Source organism: Ruegeria sp. YTSA144 (genome assembly GCF_059610125.1).
Genome location: NZ_JBXWNA010000002.1, coordinates 74226 through 95767 on the forward strand (window position 1 = coordinate 74226; position 21542 = coordinate 95767).

The 21542-nt window shown below is 58.4% G+C and carries 19 protein-coding genes; 13 read left to right on the forward strand and 6 right to left on the reverse strand.

Annotated elements, in window-relative coordinates; genetic code table 11:
- Nucleotides 1-51: 51 nt before the first annotated feature.
- The 5 genes from AC2FF8_RS07380 to AC2FF8_RS07400 all read left to right on the forward strand — a co-directional run bounded on the left by AC2FF8_RS07380 (nt 52) and on the right by AC2FF8_RS07400 (nt 4906).
- Nucleotides 52-939: a glucosamine kinase nucleotide-binding domain-containing protein gene (locus tag AC2FF8_RS07380; RefSeq protein WP_496879315.1), complete on the forward strand. Its 888-nt coding sequence runs from the start codon at nt 52-54 to the stop codon at nt 937-939.
- Nucleotides 926-1681, forward strand: a complete 756-nt coding sequence (locus AC2FF8_RS07385; protein WP_170345226.1) for a GntR family transcriptional regulator — start codon at nt 926-928, stop codon at nt 1679-1681. The genes AC2FF8_RS07380 and AC2FF8_RS07385 overlap by 14 nt, the downstream gene beginning before the upstream one ends.
- A gap of 12 nt (nt 1682-1693) precedes the next feature.
- The gene (locus AC2FF8_RS07390) at nt 1694-2722 is read left to right on the forward strand and encodes an SIS domain-containing protein (RefSeq protein ID WP_496879316.1); all 1029 of its coding nucleotides are present in this window, start codon (nt 1694-1696) and stop codon (nt 2720-2722) included.
- A complete protein-coding gene (gene nagA / locus AC2FF8_RS07395) occupies nt 2719-3852 on the forward strand; it encodes an N-acetylglucosamine-6-phosphate deacetylase (protein WP_496879317.1) in 1134 nt (377 codons plus the stop codon). Before AC2FF8_RS07390 ends, nagA begins: the two co-directional genes overlap by 4 nt.
- 181 nt (nt 3853-4033) lie before the next feature.
- On the forward strand, nt 4034-4906 hold the full coding sequence (locus tag AC2FF8_RS07400) for a bifunctional allantoicase/(S)-ureidoglycine aminohydrolase (protein WP_496879318.1): 873 nt from the start codon (nt 4034-4036) through the stop codon (nt 4904-4906).
- Here AC2FF8_RS07400 and bhcR read toward each other — a convergent pair.
- Complete coding sequence (gene bhcR / locus AC2FF8_RS07405) at nt 4884-5732, reverse strand: HTH-type transcriptional regulator BhcR (protein ID WP_170345222.1); 849 nt, start codon at nt 5730-5732, stop codon at nt 4884-4886. The two genes, AC2FF8_RS07400 and bhcR, sit on opposite strands and share 23 nt — an antisense overlap.
- A 169-nt stretch (nt 5733-5901) precedes the next feature.
- Between bhcR and bhcA the strand changes: the two genes are divergently transcribed.
- From bhcA to bhcD, 4 genes are all read left to right on the forward strand, one after another.
- Nucleotides 5902-7092 carry an L-aspartate--glyoxylate aminotransferase BhcA gene (gene bhcA, locus AC2FF8_RS07410; RefSeq protein WP_496879319.1) on the forward strand — a complete coding sequence of 397 codons (1191 nt, stop codon included), beginning with the start codon at nt 5902-5904 and terminating at the stop codon, nt 7090-7092.
- Complete coding sequence (gene bhcB / locus AC2FF8_RS07415) at nt 7092-8060, forward strand: beta-hydroxyaspartate dehydratase BhcB (RefSeq protein WP_496872747.1); 969 nt, start codon at nt 7092-7094, stop codon at nt 8058-8060. The genes bhcA and bhcB overlap by 1 nt, the downstream gene beginning before the upstream one ends.
- Before the next feature lie 27 nt (nt 8061-8087).
- A complete protein-coding gene (bhcC, locus tag AC2FF8_RS07420) occupies nt 8088-9251 on the forward strand; it encodes a 3-hydroxy-D-aspartate aldolase BhcC (protein ID WP_496879320.1) in 1164 nt (387 codons plus the stop codon).
- Between the two features lie 116 nt (nt 9252-9367).
- Nucleotides 9368-10333 (forward strand): iminosuccinate reductase BhcD, encoded by a 966-nt coding sequence (gene bhcD / locus AC2FF8_RS07425; protein WP_496879321.1) that lies wholly within the window; start codon nt 9368-9370, stop codon nt 10331-10333.
- 165 nt (nt 10334-10498) lie between these two features.
- Here the strand turns inward: bhcD and AC2FF8_RS07430 are convergent, their stop codons facing one another.
- From AC2FF8_RS07430 to puuE, 3 genes are read right to left on the reverse strand one after another with little or no spacing between them, the layout of a single operon-like run.
- Nucleotides 10499-11923 carry a uracil-xanthine permease family protein gene (locus AC2FF8_RS07430; protein WP_496879322.1) on the reverse strand — a complete coding sequence of 475 codons (1425 nt, stop codon included), beginning with the start codon at nt 11921-11923 and terminating at the stop codon, nt 10499-10501.
- A 53-nt stretch (nt 11924-11976) separates the two neighbouring features.
- Nucleotides 11977-12462 (reverse strand): ureidoglycolate lyase, encoded by a 486-nt coding sequence (locus AC2FF8_RS07435; RefSeq protein WP_257601096.1) that lies wholly within the window; start codon nt 12460-12462, stop codon nt 11977-11979.
- Nucleotides 12459-13871 carry an allantoinase PuuE gene (gene puuE, locus AC2FF8_RS07440; protein WP_480685012.1) on the reverse strand — a complete coding sequence of 471 codons (1413 nt, stop codon included), beginning with the start codon at nt 13869-13871 and terminating at the stop codon, nt 12459-12461. Before puuE ends, AC2FF8_RS07435 begins: the two co-directional genes overlap by 4 nt.
- Before the next feature lie 146 nt (nt 13872-14017).
- On the opposite strand from puuE, the gene uraH reads away from it, so the two are divergent.
- Complete coding sequence (gene uraH / locus AC2FF8_RS07445) at nt 14018-14371, forward strand: hydroxyisourate hydrolase (protein WP_496879323.1); 354 nt, start codon at nt 14018-14020, stop codon at nt 14369-14371.
- 5 nt (nt 14372-14376) lie between these two features.
- Here the strand turns inward: uraH and AC2FF8_RS07450 are convergent, their stop codons facing one another.
- A complete protein-coding gene (locus AC2FF8_RS07450) occupies nt 14377-15297 on the reverse strand; it encodes a LysR family transcriptional regulator (protein ID WP_170345215.1) in 921 nt (306 codons plus the stop codon).
- Between the two features lie 101 nt (nt 15298-15398).
- On the opposite strand from AC2FF8_RS07450, the gene AC2FF8_RS07455 reads away from it, so the two are divergent.
- A complete protein-coding gene (locus AC2FF8_RS07455) occupies nt 15399-16631 on the forward strand; it encodes a urate hydroxylase PuuD (RefSeq protein WP_496879324.1) in 1233 nt (410 codons plus the stop codon).
- Between the two features lie 54 nt (nt 16632-16685).
- On the opposite strand, the gene AC2FF8_RS07460 is transcribed toward AC2FF8_RS07455, so the two are convergent.
- Nucleotides 16686-17588 carry a LysR family transcriptional regulator gene (locus AC2FF8_RS07460; protein ID WP_496879325.1) on the reverse strand — a complete coding sequence of 301 codons (903 nt, stop codon included), beginning with the start codon at nt 17586-17588 and terminating at the stop codon, nt 16686-16688.
- Nucleotides 17589-17741: 153 nt separating this feature from the next.
- Between AC2FF8_RS07460 and xdhA the strand changes: the two genes are divergently transcribed.
- Entirely contained in the window at nt 17742-19205 is a 1464-nt protein-coding gene (xdhA, locus tag AC2FF8_RS07465; RefSeq protein WP_496879326.1) for a xanthine dehydrogenase small subunit, read from the forward strand.
- Nucleotides 19206-19220: 15 nt separating this feature from the next.
- The gene (gene xdhB, locus AC2FF8_RS07470; protein ID WP_496879327.1) at nt 19221-21539 is read left to right on the forward strand and encodes a xanthine dehydrogenase molybdopterin binding subunit; all 2319 of its coding nucleotides are present in this window, start codon (nt 19221-19223) and stop codon (nt 21537-21539) included.
- Nucleotides 21540-21542: the final 3 nt, after the last annotated feature.

A 21542-nucleotide genomic window follows, 5' to 3' on the forward strand; every position in this document is an offset into this window, starting at 1 on the left:
GGTCACAATTAGGACTTCAAAACGCATGAAAGGTATTATAAAGGTCTTTATATGGTAAAGTCATCAAAACCCATGTTTCTGGCCGCCGACGGGGGTGGAACGCGCTGCCGCGTCGCCGCATTTGTTGATGGCGAAACACACCGGGTCGAAGTCGGCGCGGCAAACGTGTCCACGGATTTCGAGGCCGCCTGCATCGAGTTGCGGCACGGCCTGGAAGCTCTGGCTGTTCAGACGGGCCGTTCGCCCGAGGAGCTTGTGCAAGCGCCCGCCTATCTGGGCCTGGCCGGGATAACAGGTGGTGCGATTGCCCGGAAGCTTGCGGCGGCATTGCCATTTCGGCACGTCCGGATCGAAGATGATCGCGCAGCAGCTTTGCGCGGCGCATTGGGGGGCAATGACGGGTTTGTCGCACATTGCGGCACCGGTTCTTTTGTCGCAATGCAAAGGGTTGGCACGATGAAGTTTGCCGGCGGATGGGGCCCTGTTCTGGGCGATCAGGCTTCCGCGCAATGGGTTGGCAAACGGGCGCTGGCCAAGACGCTGGAACACACGGATGGTATGACCGGCCCTTCAGCATTGGCGCAGGATCTGCTGTCTCGATTCGGCGATGCCGCAGGAATTGTACGGGCCGCCGCTGACATGACGCCATCTGACTTTGGCGCCCTCGCCCCGCTTGTGACCGAGCTTTCCAATCGCGGGGACGACTTGGCCAGTTCCATCCTTCGGGACGGTGCGGACTATCTGATCGACGTGATGAAGAAAATGGGCTGGCACGTTGACCTGCCCGTTTGTCTGACCGGGGGCATCGGCCCTCTTTATGCGCCATACCTGCCTGCGGACATGCAACCCGCTCTGGTCCAGCCTGCGGGCGATCCACTGTCCGGCGCACTTGCATTGGCACAGGCCTATCTGGAGGAAATCGAACATGAACATAGCTGATTTCCTGCGGCCCGAAGGATGGTTGGGGCAAAGCTCGGGCCCGCGCTATGTACAGCTCCGTCAGCGCCTCGAACAAGGGATCAAGGACGGTATCCTGCCCCCCAACAGTTCGCTGCCCCCTGAAAGAGAAATCGCCGAGATCACCGACCTGTCGCGTGTGACCGTGCGCAAGGCCATTCATGAATTGGTGCGCAAAGGTGCAATCGAACAACGGCAGGGATCTGGTTCTTTTGTTCGCGAACCCGTGGCGAAGGTTGAACAGTCGCTGTCCCATCTGACGTCTTTCACCGAAGACATGGAGCGGCGCGGGCTCAAGACGACCTCGACATGGCTGGAACGGGGGGTTTTCCTGCCATCTCCGGAAGAAATGATGGCATTGGGCTTGTCGGCTAATGAACAGGTCGCACGTATCTACCGCCTGCGAGAGGCAGGAGGACGCCCGATGGCGTTGGAAAAAGCGGCCCTTCCGCTGGATATCCTGCCGAACCCCACCGAAGTGACGGGGTCGCTTTACTCTGTTCTTGAACAATCTGGCCTGCGACCGGTGCGCGCGATCCAGAAAATCTCGGCCATCAACCTAGAACCACCCGAGGCAGAGCTTCTGGATGTTGCGGAAGGTACGGCCGGGCTTCGGATTCAACGCACTTCGTATCTGCAAAGCGGGCGGGTCGCTGAATTGACCCGCTCGATCTACCGCGGTGATGCCTATGACTTCGTGGCCGAGCTGCGCCTGTCAAATTGAAAGCCTGGGAAAATGTCTGACACAACCACTCAAATGCGGCGCGAGATCGACGAGATTCCCGACGCCGTCGACCGCCTTCTGACCGAGGGCGCGGAATTGATCATGCAAACCGCCACCGAGATCCGGGCCCGTGACCCGCGGTTCCTGATTTCGGTTGCGCGCGGATCCTCGGATCATGCATGCAGCTTCTTGAAATACGCCTCGGAACTGCTGCTTGGTTTGCCGATGGCCTCGGTCGGACCTTCGGTCAAGTCTATCTACGGTATCGACATGCGCTGCGAGGATGCCATCTGCATCTCTGTCTCACAATCCGGTCAGAGCCCCGATATCGTGCAACTCACGCAGTCGCTCACATCCGGCGGAGCTTACTCGGTTGCGATCACGAACAACCCTGCCTCTGCCCTGGCCGAGGCGGCTGCGGCAACACTGCCCATTCACGCAGGCCCCGAGCTGAGCGTGGCGGCGACAAAGACATTCGTGACGTCTCTGGTCGCCGGGTTGTGGCTGATTGCGCAGGTGAAGCGCGATGATCACCTGCTACGCGCAATCCATGGTCTGCCCGAAAGCTTGTCGACCGCAATCGCCTGCGACTGGAGCGCCGTGGCAGACGCGGTTGATGGTCGCTCTTTGTTTACTTTGGGGCGCGGCCTGTCTTTGGCCATTTCCAACGAGGCCGCGTTGAAATTCAAGGAAACCTGCCAGATCCACGCAGAAAGCTATTCGGCGGCCGAGGTTCTGCACGGCCCGGTTTCCATCGTGGATCAGGGCTTTCCCGTGCTTGCTTTGTCGTCCGGGGATGCAGCAGAGGACAATCTGGCCGAAGTTGCAGACGCACTTGCGTCCAAAGGCGCTGTGGTTTTCGCCACAACTGTCCGCGTGAAACACGCGACAGAACTGCCGCATGTCCGGACGTCCCATTGGATGACGGACCCGATACCGACAATCGCCGCGTTTTACGGAATGGTGGAGAAGGTGGCCACACAACGCGGGATCGACCCGGACACACCACGCCATCTGAAAAAAGTGACGGAAACGGTATGACCAGTTCTACCATCACCTTTGCCGGCGGCCCGATCTTCGATGGCACTGAATTGCGTGACGGATATGCCGCACGGTTCAGAAACGGTGTGCTGGACGCGTTGGCCCCCTTGGATCAGATCGCGCAGGACGACCAGATCGAGGACCTGCATGGCGACATCCTCAGCCCCGGCTACGCTGATTTGCAGGTGAACGGCGGCGGGGGCGTGATGTTCAACGATGATCCATCGGTTCACACGCTGACCGAAATCGCCCGTGCTCATCGCGCGCTGGGTGCCACTCGCATCCTACCAACCCTGATCACGGACACGGCCGAGAAAACCCGGGCCGCGATTGATGCCGCCATCAAGGCCGTTCAGACGGGTGTTTCCGGTATTGCGGGCCTGCATCTGGAAGGTCCGCACCTGTCTGAGCGGCGCAAGGGCGCACATGATGCTGCGTTGATCCGCCCGATGCAGCAAACCGATCTGGAAATTCTGATCGACGCTGCAAAACACCTGCCTGCTTTGATGGTCACGCTGGCCCCCGAAAGCACAACCCTGCAACAGGTTGAAGCACTGAAGCGCGCGGGGGTGATTGTTTCTCTGGGGCATACGGACGCGCCTTTTGAGACCTGCCTCGCATTCTCAAAGGCCGGGGCGCAGTGCGCAACGCATTTGTTCAATGCGATGAGCCAGCTTGGCAGCCGTGAACCGGGACTGGTCGGCGCGGCGCTATCCTGCGGATCGCTATCGGCGGGTTTGATCGCGGATGGTATCCACGTTCATCCCGATACGATGCGGATTGCCTGGGCTGCCAAGCGCGGACCAGGGCGGATTTTCCTTGTCAGCGATGCGATGGCGGTCGCCGGCACGTCACTGACGGAATTTCAGTTGGAAGGACGCCGCATCCGGCGGGAAAACGGCAGGCTGACGTTAGAGGATGGCACTCTGGCCGGGGCCGACTTGTGCCTGACAAACGCGGTGCGGGTTCTGACGGAACAAGCGGAAATCCCCTTTCAGGATGCACTCGCCGCAGCAACAAGCGTTCCGCTCGGGATGATTTCCGGGAAAAGCAAAGGACTGAAACCAGACCTGTCGCAGATGATACGGATTGCCCCGGATCTGTCCCGGGTCAGACCGGTGCAACCCTGACCCAAACGTCGTTGATCCGACTGGCTGCGCAGCGCGCGCGATGACAACGCTGCGTGCGTTTTCTGGCGGCCAAATTCTGATTTTTCAAATCTTCGCGAATAGAGCTGTCACCTTTTTGCGGGTGGTCCGCACCGATCCTTCGGCGCATATTTCAGGCATATGACATTTTTCAGGAGCATGCATGACCGCCAAGTATTATTCGCCACACGGTGGGCATCCTGGTCAGGAGCAATTGCTGACTGACCGCGCCGTATTTACTGACGCTTATGCAGTGATCCCAAAGGGAACGATGCGGGATATCGTGACCAGTTTTCTGCCGTTTTGGGACGACACCCGCTTATGGGTGATATCACGCCCGCTAAGCGGCTTTGCAGAAACCTTTTCGCAATACATCATGGAAGTTCAGCCCGGCGGTGGCTCTGACCGGCCCGAGACCGATCCCGAAGCCGAAGGCGTTTTGTTCGTGGTCGAAGGCACAGCGACCTTGACGGCCGACGGCACGACCTATGAGCTGACGCCCGGCGGCTATGCCTACCTGCCCGCTGAATGCAACTGGACCTTACGAAACCGAGGCGGCGAAATCCTGCGGTTCCATTGGATTCGAAAGGCTTATGAAGCGGTGGAAGGGCTTGACCGCCCGGACGTTCTGGTTCTCAACGAAAATGAGATCACGCCGACGCCGATGCCCGGAACGGACGGCAAATGGGCCACGACCCGATTTGTCGATCCAAGTGACTTGCGGCACGATATGCACGTGACCGTGGTGACTTTCGAGCCCGGCGCCGTCATTCCTTTCCTTGAAACACATGTGATGGAACATGGTCTGTATGTTCTTGAGGGAAAGGCCGTCTACAGGCTGAACAATGATTGGGTAGAGGTCGAGGCCGGCGATTACATGTGGTTGCGCGCATTCTGCCCGCAGGCCTGCTATGCAGGCGGGCCGGGTAAGTTCCGTTACCTGCTGTACAAAGACGTGAACCGACATATGGCATTGCGGCCGGGGCCAGCGGCTTATCCGCAGCACCGGCGCCTCAGGACAGCGGCGCAGAAATAGTCCCGCCGATGGCCAGAGTTAACTGATGCGCCGCCTCGATGACGGGGCGGCTTAGGCGCACGATTTCGGCTTCGCTGACGCGGCTTGTCGGTCCGGATACTGAAATCCCGGCAACCGCCTCTCGGTTGGTATCGAAAACCGGCGCAGCGATACAGCGCATTCCCGCATTCTTTTCTTCATTGTCTATCGAGAAGCCCTGTGCCCTGACCTTGGCAAGATCTTCTTTCAGCGCGGTCGGGCTTGTAATCGACCGGTCCGTGAAGGCCCGCAGTTCCGTCTTGGCCAACAGCCGGTCCAGCCGATCTTCATCCATATATGCCAGCAGAGCTTTCCCGATGCCCGATGCGTGCATCGGAGACAGCGTGCCCGGAGGGAAAAACGCCCGGATGCTGGCATGGGTTTCCACCTGGCTCAGGAACAATACCATTCCTTCTTTCTCGACCCCCAGGTTTGCGGTCTCGCCGGTGGCCTCCATCAGCTTTCGCATCACGGGTCGGGCCCGGTCCACAAGGCTGGTGCGACGCAGGAAGCGCGAGCCGATCACGAACGCACGAGGACCGATGTGCCAGACCTGCTCGTCATGATCGAACTCGACAAGGCCCCTGCCCTCTAGTGTAACGAGAATTCGGTAAACTGTGGCGGGCGACTGGCCCATTTCGTCGGACAGCGCGGTCAACGCCTTGCCCTGCGCTTCACTCAGATACTCAAAAACTTCCATCGCACGGTCGAGAGATTTGATCGTGTTTTGCGCTGTCTTGTCGTCCCATCCCCGTGGTCTTCCACGGGCTCTTCTGCGGACTTCGCGAGTATTGTCTTGAGAATCCATAAAAACCCTTTGATCATTCGTGAAAGCCTAATTCATCATATGAAAAATTTAAGGCACTGACAATTATAAATTAAATCCAAATTACCGAATTTTGAAAAGCATTTTCAAAAATGTATCGGGCTGAGCGAGGGACGCTTATTGTGTGGTCAACGACGGAAGGAGACCATCCATGAGCTTTCAAAACCCCGTTTTCATCCCGGGCCCGACCAACATCCCGGAAAGCCTGCGCAAGGCTTGCGACATGCCCACCATCGACCATCGCTCGCCGCTGTTCGGGCAAATCCTGCACCCCGCGCGCGCGGGTGTTCAGAAAGTCCTGAAAAGCAACAGCGCCGAAGTCTTCATCTTTCCGTCGACCGGAACAGGAGGCTGGGAGACCGCGCTGACCAACACCCTGTCGGCTGGTGACAAGGTTCTGGCGGCGCGCAACGGCATGTTCAGCCATCGCTGGATCGATATGTGCCAGCGTCACGGTCTGAATGTCGAGATCGTCGAAACCCCTTGGGGCGACGGGCTGCCAGCCGATCGTTTCGAAGAGATTCTGACCGCCGACACAAGCCACGAAATCAAGGCTGTTCTTGCCACGCATAACGAGACGGCAACCGGTGTGAAATCGGATATTGCCGCTATACGCAAGGCGCTGAATGCCGCCCGTCACCCTGCCATGCTGTTCGTCGATGGTGTTTCATCGATCGGGTCCATGGATTTCCGTTTTGACGAATGGGGTGTTGATGTGGCCGTCACGGGCTCGCAGAAAGGATTCATGTTGCCTGCGGGCCTTGCCATCGTCGGGTTCAGCCAGCGGGCAATGGGTGCGACCAGCACAGGCACCCTGCCCCGCACCTTCTTTGACGTGCACGACATGGCGAAGGGTTATGCCAACAACGCCTATCCTTATACCCCTGCTGTTGGCTTGATGAATGGCCTCAACCAGGCCTGTGATATGTTGCTGAGTGAAGGTTTGGAAAACGTCTTTGCCCGGCATCACCGTATTGCCGAAGGAGTACGTGCCGCGGTGGGCGCGTGGGGGCTGGAGCTTTGCGCAGCGAACCCGTCGGTATATTCTGACACCGTCAGCGCGATCCGCACGCCAAACGATTTCAACGCCACCGACATTGTAACACACGCGGCCGAAAAATACGGCGTTGCCTTCGGTGTCGGCCTTGGCGAAGTCGCGGGCAAGGTATTCCGCATCGGACATCTGGGAAGCCTGACGGATGTCATGGCCCTGTCCGGGATTGCCACCGCTGAAATGTGCATGGTCGACCTGGGCCTGAACATCCAGCTGGGCTCCGGCGTGGCGGCTGCGCAGGAATACTATCGCGGTCATCCAGGTGCAGTTCAGAAGGACGCTGCATGATGAAGGACTTCAACATGTACATCCCGACCTACGAGGACATGCTGGCGGCACATGATCGGATCGAGCCCTTTATCCGCCGCACCCCGGTCCGCACATCAGACTATCTGAACGAGCTGAGCGGTGCACAGCTGTTCTTCAAATGTGAAAACTTCCAGGAACCGGGTGCCTTCAAGGTGCGCGGGGCAGCAAACGCCGTGTTTGGCCTTGACGACGAACAGGCCAGGAAAGGCGTTGCAACCCATTCTTCGGGCAACCACGCCTCGTGCCTGTCCTATGCGGCGATGAAGCGGGGCATACCGTGCAACGTCGTCATGCCGCGCACAGCGCCGCAGGCCAAGAAAGACACAGTGCGGCGCTATGGTGGGAAGATCACGGAATGTGAGCCCTCCACCTCGTCGCGCGAAGCGACCTTTGCCGAGGTTCAGGCCTCCACGGGCGGGGATTTTGTCCACCCCTACAATGATCCGCGCGTGATAGCCGGACAAGGCACCTGCTCGCGCGAGTTCATCGAGCAGACCGACGGTCTGGACGCGGTGGTCGCCCCCATCGGCGGCGGCGGCATGGTGTCCGGCACCTGTCTGACCCTGTCGACGCTCGCCCCGGAAACCGCGATCATCGCGGCGGAACCGGAACAGGCCGACGATGCCTATCGCAGCTTCAAGGCCGGCCACATCATAGCGGATGACGCACCCAAGACGATTGCCGACGGGCTGCTGGTTCCGCTGAAGGAGCTGACCTGGCATTTCGTGTCGAACCATGTCTCCGCGATCTACACGGCTTCCGAGCAAGAGATCATCGACGCGATGAAACTGACGTGGAAACACCTTCGGATCGTGATGGAACCATCTTCGGCCGTCCCGCTGGCTACGATCCTGAAAAACCCGGACGCTTTCAAAGGCAAGCGGGTCGGCGTGATCATAACCGGGGGCAATGTCGATCTGGACAGGCTGCCCTGGCTGAACGCGTAACATCAATCCCGACATAGGAATACGGAAATGAAAGATATGACCAATCTCGACAATTTCGAAGTAGGCTTTGACATTCCGGCCAAGCCCGGAATGGATGAAGCAGATATCCAGACCCCCTCTCTTGTGCTCGATCTCGACGCGCTTGAACGCAACATCAAGAAGATGGGCGACTATGCCAAGGCGCACGGCATGCGCCACCGCGTGCATGGAAAAATGCACAAATCTGTAGACGTGGCCAAGTTGCAGGAGAAAATCGGAGGCGCCGTTGGCGTTTGCTGCCAGAAAGTTTCAGAGGCCGAAGTGTTCGTGCGCGGCGGTATCAAGGACGTTCTGGTGTCGAACCAGGTGCGCGACCCCGCCAAGATCGACCGTCTTGCCAGCCTGCCAAAGCTGGGCAGCCGCATCATCGTTTGCGTTGACGATCTGGACAATGTCGCGGATCTTTCCGGCGCGGCGGTGGATCATGGGACACAGCTGGAAGTCTTCATCGAGATCGACTGCGGCGCTGGCCGTTGCGGCGTGACAACGACCCCGGAAGTGATCGAGATTGCCAAAGCGGTCAAAGCGGCTGACAACCTGAAATTCACCGGCATACAGGCCTATCAGGGGGCCATGCAGCACCTCGACAGCTATGAAGCGCGCAAGGAAAAGCTCGATACCGCCATTGCCATGGTAAAAGACGCCGTCGAGGGCCTCAAAGCCGAAGGCATCGAGTGCGAATTGGTCTCGGGCGGTGGCACCGGTTCATACTACTTCGAGTCCAACTCGGGCGTGTACAACGAACTGCAATGCGGGTCCTACGCGTTCATGGATGCCGATTACGGCCGGATCCTGGACAAGGACGGCAACCGGATCGATCAGGGCGAGTGGGAAAACGCCTTCTTCATCCTGACCAGCGTCATGAGCCACGCCAAGGTGGACAAGGCGATTGTCGATGCGGGCCTCAAGGCGCAGTCGGTGGACAGCGGCCTGCCGGTAGTCTTTGGCCGCGACGATGTCGAATACATCAAGTGTTCGGACGAACACGGCGTCGTCATGGATACGAAAGGTGTGCTGAAGGTCAACGACAAGCTCAGGCTGGTTCCGGGACACTGCGACCCAACCGCAAATGTACACGATTGGTATGTCGGTGTTCGCAACGGCAAGGTCGAGACCGTCTGGCCCGTATCCGCCCGCGGACGCGCTTATTGATCTGAACTTGCTCTGTTTGGGAGGGCTGGCTCGGAAGCAGCCAGACAGCCGCCCGCGTGTATGCTCTCCTTCCGGCGGTGGCACGCGGGCGCACGAATTTTTGATTGGAGAATGAAATGCTGATCGTACCCGAGCGTGAGATCGCTGACCTTATGACCCGACAAGCGGCTTTTGACGCGGTCGAACAGGTCTTTGCTGCAATGGCGTCCGGTGACGCCTACAACTTCCCTGTCGTGCGTGAAGCCATCGGGCATGAAGATGCACTTTATGGGTTCAAGGGCGGATTTGACCGCGCCGGCCTGACGCTTGGACTGAAGGCGGGCGGCTATTGGCCAAACAATCTGGAAAAACGCGGGCTGATCAACCACCAGTCCACCGTTTTTCTTTTTGACCCCGACACTGGCAAGCCATCTGCGATGGTCGGTGGCAACCTTCTGACGGCCCTTCGAACGGCGGCAGCATCTTCGGTATCGATCAAGCATCTCGCACGCAGGGACGCCAGGGTCATAGGCATGATAGGCGCTGGCCACCAGGCAGCTTTTCAGCTTCGCGCGGCATTGGAGCAACGCGATTTTGAAAAGGTCATAGGCTGGAACTATCACCCGGAAATGCTGCCGAATATCGAAAAAGTCGCCAATGAAGCCGGCGTTCCGTTCCAGGCGGTCGAGCTTGACGAAATGACTGAAGCGGATGTGATTATTTCGATCACGTCGGCCTTTGCGCCCTCGCTGATGGCGAACCATGTCAGCCCCGGAACTCATATCGCCTGCATGGGCACGGACACAAAAGGTAAACAGGAAGTTGAAGCGTCCCTTCTGGCCAAGGCGAGCGTGTTCACGGACGAAGTCGCGCAATCCGTCAGCATCGGCGAAGCGCAGCACGCGGTGGCCGAAGGCCTGATCCAAGAAAGCGACGTGGCGCAGCTTGGCGCGGTCATCAACGGCACCGATCCGGGCCGGATATCGGACAACCAGATCACGCTGTTCGATGGCACGGGGGTGGGCCTGCAAGATCTTGCGGTCGCCGCGTCCGTGGTTGACCTCGCCGTTCGGAACGGGGTCGCGATCGAGGTCGATTTCTGAAAACAGACGGCAATACCCCTGGGCGTTGTCGTCGGTGGTTCTTTTGGGCGGAGAGCTTTTGACAGCAGATCTCCATTTGAATAGTGAGAAAACAATGAAAAGCGGCGCGCCAAGGCACGCCGCTTTCGTTTTTCCCAGGACGATCAGTCTATCTGGTCGAACGCATCAGACGTGGTCGTCTTGCTCGATGGAGCCAAGGCCATGACCGGCCATGCCGCCCGAGACCTCTTCCGTCGCTTCGTCCGAAAGCTCTTCGGGAAGCACCAGATTCAATACGATGGCGATGACGGCGGCAGGCAGGATTCCCGATGTCGCCAGAACCTTCAATGTGCCGGGCAAGTATTGCAACGCGTTGGGTTCCAGCTGCAAACCCAGCCCAAGACTCAGGGCGATTGCAAAAATCACCATGTTGCGCCGGTTCCAGTTCACGTCCGACAGCATCGAGACCCCTGCCGCAACAACCATGCCGAACATCACGATCACGCCGCCGCCAAGAACCTCAATCGGAATGGACGAGATTATCGCCCCGATCTTGGGAATAAGCCCGCAAACGATCAGGAAAACCGCGCCGATGGTCACGACCATGCGGCTCATGACGCCGGTCATGGCAATCAATCCGACATTCTGGCTGAATGACGTGTTCGGCAACGCTCCAAACAGGCCAGAGATCGCAGTACCAAGACCATCGGCAAAGGTCGCCCCCTGTATTTCCCTGTCGGTTGCTTCTCGCCCAGCGCCGCCTTTGGTGATACCGGATACGTCCCCAACGGTTTCAACAGCGGAAACAAAGGACATTGCACAGAAACCGATGATGGCCGCGACCGAGAATTCAAGGCCAAAATGCAGGGGGTTCGGCAGCGCGAAGGAGGCCGCGTTGCCGACATTGCCCAGGTTCACCTGGCCAAGCAGAAAGGCCACGGCGTATCCGACCAGCAGACCGATGAGAACAGCCGACACGGACAGCATGCCCCGTGCAAAGAATTTCAGGCCAAGCGTGACCACGATAACGGTTCCCGCCATGAACCAGTTCAGACCCGAGCCATATTCCTCGGTGCCTATGGCGGGCACACCGCCGGCGGCATATTGAATGCCGACTTTGACAAGGGCCAGGCCGATCATGGTTACCACAAGGCCCGTAACCAGTGGCGGAAGAGCAAAGCGAATGCGCCCAATGAACAACCCGAGGCAGGCGTGGAACAAGCCACCGACAACAACACCGCCCATCAGGACGGCAATGGCGTCAACGCCCTTTCCAACTACCAGCGGAATCATGATCGGGATGAAGGCAAACGATGTTCCCTGCACGATGGGCAACCGGGCACCAACAGGCCCCACACCAATAGACTGAAACAACGTGGCGACGCCCGCAAAGAACATCGACATCTGGATCATATAGATCATCTGCGGGAAATCGGGGCTGTTCGAGCCAAAGCCGAAACCAGCCGCGCCGCAAACGATAATGGCTGGCGTGACGTTGGACACGAACATCGCCAGCACATGCTGAATTCCCAGCGGCACCGCCTTCAGCAGCGGCGGAGTGTAATTCGGATCGCGGAGTTGCTCCGGCGTTCCGATGGATGCATCTGACATTTTGTTTTTCCTCCCTTGAGGTTCGCAGCCGGCTCCTCTTCCGGCAACGCGCCTCATTCTGTGATTTCAAAAGCCTCCTCGAACCAATGCTCTTCGAGGTTGGGCCCGGCTCCAATTCGGTCGACCACCGCAAAAAGCCCGGGCGCATGAAGCGGGGTCAGAACGCCATGCCAGGTGTTGCGATGGTAATTCACACCCTGTCCGGGCGCTGTTTTGAAGGCGATGGGCTGTCCCGGCGTGCCGTTCTCATCCGGGGCCACAACCACGACAAATGGTTTGTCCGACAAAGGCAAAAAGGCCTGGCTGCCATCAGGATGGCGTTCAACCATTTCCAATTTGATCGGCAGGCTGAAGGCTTCGGACTGAAACACGCTGATACCCGCGCGCCCATCGTGGAAATCCAACACGGCCCGGTCGTGATAGCGCGCGCATTTACCCTGATTGATAAGCTTGTCCACCTGGCCCGTCGCCTCGATGACATCGCCGAAAGGTGCAAATGCCTCTGACGTCAAGGGGCGGAGCTTCAAGGCAGCCGTCATTGTGCGAACTTCTCGATCAGGCGCAATTCGGCAATACGCTCAACCTGACGGCAGGCTTCGGCAAACTCGCTGTCGCGGTCATTGTCGATGCGACGGCGAAAGGCTTCCAGAATGCTGGCCTTGGTGTTGTCTTTGACGGCAATGATGAAAGGAAAGCCGAACTTGGTCGTGTAGGCTTCGTTCAACGCCGTGAACGTTGCGCGTTCTTCATCGGTCAGCATGTCCAGACCCGCACCGGCCTGTTCCGCAGTGCTTTCCTTGGTCAGGCGGCCGGCGGCGGCCAGCTTGCCCGCCAGGTCCGGGTGGGCTGTCAGAACGCCGAGGCGCTGCTCGGGCGAGGCGGAACGGAATACACGCGCCAGCGCGTTGTGGACGCCAGCGGCATTGTCATGCGTCGGGCCCAGTTCCAGTTCATACGCACCTTCGGCAATCCACGGGCTGTGCTCGAACACGCCACCGAATTCCGACACAAAGGTTGGTCGATCCATTTCGGACGGGGTCAGACCTTGCACCGGCGGGTGTTCCCTGGCCCAGTGATCGGCAATCTGCTCGCGCGTTGCGAACCAGACACCGTCGTGTTTCCTAAAGTAATCAAGGGCGCGTTTCAGCGCCATGGCACGACCCGGGCGACCGATCAGACGGCAGTGCAGCCCGATCGAGAGCATCTTGGGCGCGCCCGCCTCACCCTCGGCATAGAGCATGTCAAAGCTGTCTTTCAGATAGCTTTCGAATTGTTCCCCATTGGTGAACCCAGCCTGGATTGCAAAGCGCATATCGTTGCAATCAAGTGTATAGGGCATGATCAGCTGATCCTTGCCCCCTGCCTTGGTCCAGTATGGCAGATCGTCGGCATAACTGTCGGCGATATAGGCAAAGTCGCCTTCCTTGGCGGCCAGTTCGACCGTATTCATCGAACAGCGGCCCGTATACCAACCCCGAGGCGGCTGACCCGTAACCTCTGTGTGCAGGCGGATTGCTTCGCGGATCTGGGCGCGCTCTTCTTCTGCGCCCATGTCCTTGTGTTCAATCCACTTCAAACCGTGGCTGGCGATCTCCCATCCGGCATGCTTCATCGCCGCGACCTGTGCAGGTGCACGGGCCAAGGCGGTTGCAACGCCATAGACTGTAACAGGCAGATCTTGCAGAAGATGATGCACGCGCCAGAACCCCGCGCGGCTGCCGTATTCATAGATCGATTCCATGTTCCAGTGCCGTTGCCCCGGCCAAGGGGCGGCTCCGGTGATCTCGGACAGAAACGCTTCGGATGCGGCATCGCCGTGCAGAACGTTGTTTTCACCGCCCTCTTCGTAATTTAGCACGATCTGAATTGCGATTTTGGCGTCGTTCGGCCAGTTTGCTTTGGGAACTTGCCCACCGTAACCGGTCATGTCTCGTGGATAAGGCTTCACATCGGTTTCCTTCTTCTTGAATTGATCAATACCCCAGATAATCAAAGATGTTTTTCAAAAAATGCAGAAAGCAGCTTCCCACAGACTGCCTTTGCCCCTGGATGCGAAAACAGACTAGTAACTGTATAACTTGAGGAGTAGCGCAAATGACCGGTTACCTTACAACACATGTTCTGGATACGGCGCGGGGGTGTCCCGCCGAAGGATTGAAGATCGAACTGTTCCGCATTGAAGGTGCAGACCGCCAGTTGCTGAAAACTCTGGTCACCAATGACGACGGCCGGACCAACGAACAAATTCTGCCCGAAGCAGAGTTTTCAACAGGCGACTACGAACTGATCTTCCACGCCGGAGATTACCTTGATGCCTCCGGCACACCACCTGAAAACCCACGCTTTCTGAACGTCATCCCGATCCGCTTTGGAATGTCCGAGCATTCGCATTACCACGTGCCTCTGCTGCTTTCACCCTTCGGGTACTCGACCTATCGCGGCAGCTGAGCGACCTACCGGGCCGTATTCGCCGCCGCAATCGACGACCCGATGCGTTCGATTATGAATTCCATGAAAAGCCGCGTTTTGGGGTCCTGCATGCGGCGGTGCGTAAACAGACATGCCATCTGAATCGGTTCTGGCGGCGTCTTTTCTGCCACCGGAACCAGAGTTCCGGCCTTGAGATGCTGAGCAATCTCAAAAATAGGTTTCAACGCGATGCCATGTCCGCCAAGGGCCCAGTCTGTCAGCACGTCGCCATCGTCTGACTCGTAGCGCCCGGAAACCCGGAACCGTTTTGGCCCCGTATCGGTCCTCAAAAGCCATTGAAACTCGGTCGCGCCCGGGAACCGCAAATTGAGACATTCGTGCTCATCAGCGATCAACGCGTCGCCGCTTTCGGGCATCCCACGTTTTTTGATGTATGTCGGAGACGCACAAAGGACTCTTTCGACATCAGCGATCTTGCGTATACGCAGGTTGCTGTCTTCTGGCTGACCAAGAAAAAAGGCCAGGTCCAGACCTTCGGTTGTCAGATCAACCTTTCGGTCCGTCAGCCTCAGCCTGACGTTCACCTCGGGGTACTCGGCAAGAAACTTCGGGACCTGCGGCGCTATCAACCGACGCCCAACCCCCAAGGGTGCAGCGACATAGAGTGACCCTTTCAGGTTCTCGGTAAGATTGACGATCTGAGCTTCGGCACTTTCGACTGCTTCAAGGATCTCTGCCGCACCACGATAGAAAGACTTTCCCTGCTCGGTGGGCGTCAGGCTGCGTGTCGTGCGTTGGAACAAGCGCACGCCAAGATGCTCTTCCAATTGCGATATACGCGCCGACGTAACAGCTGGCGAAACCCTCAGATCACGGCCCGCAGCAGACATGCTGCCCAGTTCGTAGACCCGGACAAAGGTTCTGATGTTATCAAGGTAGGACATTTTTTTGCATTTTTTGATACTGCTTGGTCTTTACCAGCAATACCAGAACAAAACACACTCGCATAGAGTAACCGGAAGCAAAGAATCTTAGGAGCAAAGCCATGTATGACTTGGCCGTAATGTGGGAGTGGATTGCCTTTTCCGTCCGCTGGCTGCATGTGATCACCGCGATGGCGTGGATTGGGGCGTCATTCTACTTTATCGCGCTGGATCTCATGTTAAAGCCAAACCCTGCCTTGCCGGACGGGGCCTACGGCGAAGAATGGGAAGTACACGGAGGCGGTTTCTACCACACCGTCAAATACCTGGTTGCGCCCTCGCGCATGCCCGAGCACCTGACCTGGCACAAATGGCAAAGTTATGCGACCTGGCTGTCGGGCGCGGCGTTGCTCATGATCATATACTGGGTCGGGGGCGAATTGTTCCTGCTTGATCCGACCAAAGTGGACCTGGCGCTGTGGCAGGGGATTCTGATTTCCGGCGGGTCGCTGACCATCGGTTGGCTGCTCTACGACCAGATGTGCAAATCGAAGCTGAGCGATCACCCGACCGTTCTGATGCTGCTGTTGTTTGTAATCCTCGTGATCATGTCCTGGGGTTACAACCAGATCTTCACCGGTCGTGCCGCGCTTTTGCATCTTGGCGCCTTCACTGCGACGATCATGACGGCCAACGTGTTCTTCCAGATCATGCCGAACCAACGGATCGTGGTCGAAGACCTCAAGGCCGGTCGGACGCCCGATGCCAAATACGGCAAGATTGCCAAGGTACGATCCACGCATAACAACTATCTGACTTTGCCGGTCGTGTTCCTGATGTTGTCGAACCACTATCCGCTTGCTTTCGGCACCCAGTATTCCTGGATCATCGCCAGCCTGATCTTTCTGACCGGTGTCACCATCCGCCACTACTTCAACACGATGCATGCAACTGGGAAAGGCCCGCACTGGACATGGGGCGTGACGGTTCTGCTAATGGTCGTGATCGCCTGGTTGTCTTCGGTGAGAAACACCGAGACATGGGAGGACGCCGAAGCGCGCGACCTGACGCCATACGAGCAGAAATATGCCTCAGCCGCGGGCTTCGAAGACGCCTATGACACGGTCCTGGGCAATTGCTCGATGTGCCACGCCCGCGAGCCGGTGTACGGCACCATGAAATGGGCCCCGAAAAAGGTTTATCTTGAGACACCCGGCGATGTCGCCCGCAACGCCGACCAGATCTATCTGCAAGCCGGCATCAGCCACGCTATGCCACCACCATCAGCAGTGCAAATGGATGAAGAAGCACGCCAAACCATCATCGCGTGGGTGCGTGAAGTCAGAGACCAATAGACGCCTGCGCGCAAAACGAAGATAGTTAACCGGGTCGTGATGCCCGGTTTTTCTTTATGCGAAAAAGCGTTTGCTGTGCTGCGCGACGTGTTCGACAAACAGTCGCACCTTGGGGTCTTGCAGCTTTTTGTGCGGATAAAGACACCCGAAAATCGTTGGCAACGGGGGCGTCTCGGGCAGGACCTCGACCAGTCGTCTATCCTCGAGAAACTCCCGCACGTCAAAGCGCGGCTTGTTGACGATCCCACGACCGGCCAAGGCCCAGTCCGTCAGCACATCACCATCATCCGCGTCGTATTTGCCGCCAACTTCAAACTTTCGCGGCCCCATGTCAGTGCGGAGCGTCCAGTAGTATTCCGGAGACCTTGGATAACGCAGCAACAGGCAGTTATGGGGCATGTGCAACAAATCATCCGGTGTTTTGGGCGTCCCAAACCGCGACAGGTAATCAGGTGAGGCGCATAGAACACGATCACAATCCGCGAACTTCCGCAGTTTCATTGTTGAATCGCCGGGTTCACCAATGAAAAAGGCGATATCCAGACCGTCGGCCAGAATGTCCACCTTGCGATCGGACAGACGCATGCGAATCTCTATTTCCGGGTAGCGATCAGAAAACTCCGGCACCAGCGGCGCAACGATTCTGCGCCCGACACCCAAAGGCGCGGTGATGCGGATCGCCCCCCGAGGCGCGTCGGAAAAGCTGGCGACACGCGCTTCGGCGTGATCAAGCGCCAGCAGGACCGCCTTGGCTTCATCGTAGAAGACCGTCCCCACTTCGGTTGGTGTCATCGACCGGGTGGTTCGGTTGAACAGCCGTACACCCAGATGGTTTTCAAGCTCTTTCAACCGTTTGCTGGCCACCGCCGGGGTCAGCCGAAGATCACGCCCACCAGAGGTGATGCTGCCCAGCTCCATCACTCGGACAAAAACACGCAGACTTTCGATGTAAGACATGGATCCTCCCGGTAGCGAAAGAATGCGACATGGCCTCAACTTTTTCAACGATCTGTTGAAAGTATTTGCCGTTTGCGGCGATTTTCCGACTCAATCTTTACACCTATGGTTCCACTGACCACCCTCCGGAAGGCAGGGCAGAGGGAGAATTCCATGACGCATCGCACCCACATCCAATTTGTCCTCAATGGCAAGGATGTCTCCGTCCCAGACGTGTCGGCAAGCCAGACACTTCTTGATTTCCTGCGCCTGGAACGTCGACTGACAGGAACGAAGGAAGGCTGCGCCGAAGGCGACTGCGGCGCGTGCACCGTGCTTGTCGGACGGCTTGGGCGCACGGGCCTGCGCTATGCTCCGGTCAATGCCTGCATCCGGTTTCTTGCCTCTGTCGACGGCTGTCATGTCGTGACGGTTGAACATTTGTCCGGACCTCAAGGCCGGCTGCACCCGGTGCAACAAGCCATGGTCGATCACCATGGCAGCCAGTGCGGGTTCTGCACACCCGGCTTCGTCATGGCCCTCTATGCGCTTTGGATGCAAACTCCGGAACCGACCGAGGTTCAGGTTGAAACCGCATTGCAGGGGAATCTGTGCCGCTGCACAGGGTATGAGCCAATCATCCGAGCGGCCATTGCCGTCAGCCGCTACGGCACCCCGGCATCTGATCATCTGAACACCGAACGCGAAACCATGACCGCGCGCCTGGCGGCCCTGAAGGACGGGCGGCGCGTGGTGTCCGGACCCGACAACAACCTGAGCATTCTCCCGTCCAGCGTCGATGATCTTGCCGAATGCCTGCAAGCTTATCCAAACGCAACGATCGTGGCGGGGGCCACCGATGTTGGCCTTTGGGTCACCAAGTTCCTGCGCGACATTGGCCCCGCCATCTTCACCGGTCATCTCGAAGACCTGAAAACAGTAGAAAGACAGGGGTCTCTCCTCCTGATCGGTGCCGGCGCCAGCTACACCGATTGCCAGGACCTCCTGTCTGAACACCTGCCACACCTGTCCTCCTACTGGGATCGCATCGCAGGGTGGCAGGTGCGGAATATGGGAACCGTCGGTGGGAACATCGCCAATGGCTCTCCCATCGGGGACACGCCACCGGTTCTTATTGCGCTTGGCGCGGAAATCACTCTGCGGCGCGGTTCCGAACGCCGAACGCTGCCTCTGGCTGACTTCTTCATCGGTTATGGTAAGCAGGACCGGCGGCCAGACGAATTCGTCGAAAGCATCCGCGTGCCGCTGACCGGACCCAATGATCTGGACGCGGCCTACAAGATTTCCAAGCGCCGTGACGAGGATATCTCTTCCGTGGCCGCCGGACTGCACATGAGCGTCACAGACGGGATCATCAGCAATGTGCGCATCGCATTCGGGGGCATGGCCGCCACGCCTAAACGCGCATCGACGGCCGAGGCGGCGCTGAACGGTCAGCCATGGGCACGCGAAAGTTTCGAAGCCGCTGCTGAAGCGCTGGCCGAAGACTTCTCGCCTCTCACAGATTGGCGCGCATCGTCGGACTATCGAATGCTGACCGCCCAAAACCTGCTGCGCCGGTTCTTCCTTGAAAACGACCGCGAAACCGACAACCCCGTTCAACTGGCTTGTGCCTGATCAGGAGACGACAACATGAAAGACAACGTTTCCATCATTGGATCGGCCCATACCAACGTAAACCACGACAGCGCGGTCAAGCACGTCACCGGGCAGGCCGACTACACCGACGACATTGCGTTACCGGAAGGCGCGCTGCACGCGTATCTCGGCGTGTCAGACGTCGCACACGCCAAGCTTCTGGGTATCGATTTCAGCGAAGTTCTGGCAATGCCCGGCGTGGTCGGCGTGCTGACCGCTGATGACGTGCCTGGCGCTAATGATATCAGCCCGACCCACCTGAACGATGAACCTGTTTTCCCGACCGACGCCATTCAATTCCACGGCCAGCCGTTGTTTGCCGTGATCGCCGAGACCCGCGACATCGCGCGCCGCGCTGCGGAACGGGCAAAGATCGACTACGAAACCCTGCCCCATGCGCTGGATCCGATTGCCGCGCAGAAAGCAGGATACCCGCATGTCACAGCGCCCCTCAAGCTGGAGCGCGGAGATGTCGCCCCAACGCAGGCGGCCGCGCCCAACCGGATCAAAGGCCGCATGAGCGTTGGCGGTCAAGATCACATGTACCTTGAAGGTCACATCGCCTTTGCGTTTCCGGGCGAAGACGACGATGTGGTGGTGCATTGCTCGACCCAGCACCCGTCCGAGGCGCAGCACATGGTGGCGCATGTCCTTGGGGTGCCGTCCAATGCCGTCGTGGTCAACGTCCGTCGCATGGGTGGGGGGTTTGGCGGCAAGGAAAGCCAGATGAACCTGTTCTGCGCAGTCGCGGCCATGGCTGCCAAAAAGTGGAACCGCGCCGTCAAAATCCGCCCCGACCGGGATCAGGACATGACGGCAACCGGCAAACGCCATGACTTCGTGATCGACTATGATGTCGCATTTGACGACGAGGGCCGCATTCAGGCGGTGGAAGGCAGCTTTGCCGCGCGCTGTGGCTTTTCGGCAGACCTGTCGGGCCCTGTCACCGACCGGGCGCTATTTCACGCCGACAACGCTTATTTCTATCCGAATGTGCGCCTGAACAGCCACCCGATGAAAACCAACACCGTGTCGAATACCGCGTTTCGCGGGTTCGGCGGCCCGCAGGGCGTGATCGCGGCGGAACGGATGATCGAAGAGATCGCCTATGCCACGGGGCAGGACCCGTTGGATGTGCGCAAGGCGAATTTCTACGGCACCACGGACCGCAACGTGACCCCGTACCACCAGGAAGTCGAAGACAGCATTCTCGACCGGCTGGTCGGAGAGCTGGAAGAGACCTCGGAATACCGCCAGCGCCGACAGGACATCATCGCGTTCAACAAGACATCACCGATCCTGAAAAAAGGCATTGCGCTGACGCCGGTCAAGTTCGGCATTTCCTTCACCGCGACCTGGTACAATCAGGCCGGCGCGCTGGTGCATGTCTACAATGACGGGTCGATCCACCTGAACCACGGTGGCACTGAAATGGGCCAGGGCCTGAATACCAAGGTTGCTCAGGTCGTGGCCGAGGCCTTCCAGGTCGATTTCAACCGGATCAAGATCACCAGGACGACGACTGAAAAAGTTCCCAACACCTCGGCCACTGCTGCGTCCAGCGGGACCGACCTGAATGGCATGGCGGCCTTGAACGCGGTCGATCAGATCAAGGAACGTCTGGTGAAGTTCGCAGCCGAGACCTGGAGCGTCTCGCCAGAGGAAGTGACCTTCCACGCCAATCAGGTTCATATCGGCCAAGACGTTCTGGCCTTCGATGCATTCATCAAACAGGCCTATCTGGCGCGCGTACAGCTTTCGGCGGCCGGGTTCTACAAGACACCAAAAATCCACTGGGACCGGGCCAAGGGGCAAGGCCGCCCGTTCTATTACTTCGCCTATGGCGCGTCCTGTTCAGAAGTCACGATTGACACACTGACCGGTGAATACCGCGTGGATCGCACGGATGTTCTGCATGACGTCGGGCGTTCGTTGAACCCAATGTTGGACAAAGGTCAGGTCGAAGGCGCCTTTATTCAGGGCATGGGATGGCTGACCACTGAAGAGCTTTGGTGGGACGATACCGGCCGCCTGCGTACCCATGCCCCATCAACATACAAAATCCCACTCGCGTCAGACCGCCCGCGCATCTTCAATGTGAACCTTGCCGATTGGTCGGAAAACCGGGAACTGACCATCAAACGCTCCAAGGCTGTTGGCGAGCCGCCGTTCATGCTGGGAATTTCGGTGTTCGAGGCCCTGTCGATGGCCGTGGCCTCGGTCGCGGATTACCGGGAATGCCCGCGCCTCGACGCACCGGCCACGCCCGAACGTGTCCTGATGGCGGTCGCGCGGCTGCAAGCCGGGCCCTGAGCC